Source organism: Marinithermofilum abyssi, from assembly GCF_014641195.1.
Lineage (GTDB): Bacteria > Bacillota > Bacilli > Thermoactinomycetales > DSM-45169 > Marinithermofilum > Marinithermofilum abyssi.
This window is the reverse complement of sequence record NZ_BMHQ01000031.1, coordinates 1-2255: the sequence shown is the minus strand read 5'-3', so window position 1 is coordinate 2255 and position 2255 is coordinate 1. Positions and strand designations below refer to the sequence as shown.

General features: G+C 49.3%; 1 protein-coding gene. It reads left to right on the top strand.

Features of this window, described 5'->3' with window-relative positions; all coding sequences use genetic code 11:
- Nucleotides 1-247: 247 nt before the first annotated feature.
- Nucleotides 248-2255: type IV secretory system conjugative DNA transfer family protein (locus IEW70_RS17580; RefSeq protein ID WP_188649209.1), on the top strand; the 2008-nt coding region annotated here is incomplete at its 3' end.

Sequence of the window (2255 nt, the reverse complement as noted above, 5' to 3'; positions counted from 1 at the left end):
GCCCATTGAAGAAGGAATTCAGGTGAATCTACCCAGTCAATCAACCGATGAATGTCCTCTTTTTCAAATTTGGCTAACGTTATCATGATTCTCTAAATAGCCCCCAAACCAATTTTCCGTTGCATGCTTTATGTTTTCTATATTAACAGATGGGAATCGCTTTTTTATTCCCAAATGCTCCTAAGTCCACTCTTACATGATGAAGTCGTTGCCATTCCTCATTTGTTTCAAGAAAGGATGGGATACCATGGCCAAACAAACCAGTAGAAAAGGCGGAGGATGGCTCAGTGGCATTGCCTTTCTGCTCTTGATTCTTGTCGCCGCCTTCCATAAGCCGTTGCTATCCCTCTACAAAGGGATGGCTGCAACGCAGCTGTCTATTGATAATCTCCCTCTCTACATGCTCCTCATAGCAGCTGTACTCATCGCCCTCTTTCTAAGCAAGGACCTGCTGGAGTTCATCGTATCCTGGTTTCATCGCCGGCAAACCATTAAGGACGCCCGCTTTATTCGCGTCTATCCTTCCCGGGATATCCGATTGGAACCGGACAAGGTGATGATTCTGTGCCGGTCCTTTGGGGGAATGAACCGGGAGAAGCTTGAACGCTTGAAAAAGGGAGTGCCTTATTTTCGCCTCCGTTTTGCCCGCAAACCCAACGAAAAAGAGATCTATCTCCTCATCGGGTATCCCCAAGACAAACAGGACAGTGTGCACAGCGTCATTGAAAGCACCTATCCCGAAGCTGAGATTGAGGAGATTACGCATCAAGAATTTATGAGCTATCACCCGGGCAGGGAAGAGGGGGCAGGCGGCTATTTTGTCTTTCGCAGAGGCCGAAAGAAAGGACTTCCCCTGAGCTCCTTTTACGAATCGAAAAAAAGCCAGTTAGGGGAAATCCTCGCAGCCATCCAGCCAGGCACCGTATTGGACATTCAGTTTGCCCCGTCGGAATGGAAAGAGCTTGAGGAACGGTCCGAAGATGTGCTTGAAAATCTACGCGAGAAGAAAACCAAGGACTTGGACCCGCACGAAAAACACCGCAAAGTGGCCCTTTCCAAGCGGATTACAGGAAGGGAATACACCTTCTGGGTTGCTATCTCCGTATGGTCTAAGAATCGGCATTATAAAGCCGCCGTATCTGCCGTCCGTTCGTTGGCCAACAAAGTCGAAACGGCACTCAATCAAGATGGCGGCATTCGGTTTAAGCGGCACTGGAAGATCAACCCCTTACGCCAATTCAACCCGATCCATTCGATTAGCCCGGTTCCATTGCCGCTGCCGGGTCTAAAAATGACCTGGACCGATCAAGAGTTAGCCAACCTTTTTCATTTGCCACCCGGGGGACATTGGATTTATGAGAAAAAGAAAGCAGACAACAAACGGGGGTATATGCCCCATTTGATTCCCGGGCAAAACCGATTGGAGCCCGAGCAATTTCAGGATGGAGCCATCATTGGTTATTTGCATCACCCCAGTGTCGTGGAACGCCTGGTGGCTCTAAGCACCGAGAAATTACGCAAAATGATGCTGGTACTGGGTACCACCGGTTCCGGAAAAACGTCGTTGGTACTGACCATGATTCGCAAATACCTGCTACCTCTGTTCGAAAAGAACGACCCCTCCTTCGGAGGTTTTTCCTTCATGGATCCCAAACGGGATGCGGTTCGAACGATCGCAACGTATCTACGACAAGTTGCAACGCCTGAGAACCAAGAGAAAATCCATTACTATGAGCTTACTTCCCCGAAGTATTCCCTTGGGCTGAATCTGCTGCAAAAGTTTCCGGGGCAGACCGATGACCAGGTGGTGACCAATGCGCTGACGGTGTTGGAATATGCCTACTCGGGAGAATCCATTTGGTTTCGAAAGTACGGCCGGTTAGCGATCCGCGCCTTGTTAAAGGATAACCAAACCCATACGATCCTTGGCATCCATGAATTCTTGCGGAAAGAGAGCCCTTTGAGGCAGCGGCTGGTCAAACGCCTCAAACAAGGCTCTTTTGAGGACCAAACACTGGCCCGGGAGATTGAAGAGCTGGAAGAAAAATTCGGTGGTAAAGAAGTGGAACCGGTGTTGAACCGGTTAGGGGAGTTAAAAGACAACCCCATTACGCGCCGGATCTTTGGGCAAAAGAAAACCAGCGTGGATCCCTTACAGATCATGCAAAACGGAGAGATTGCCCTGTATGACCTGGAGGGGTTAAGCCAGCACGAAATCCGCTTGGTGATGGGGTATATCACGAACCTGTATCATC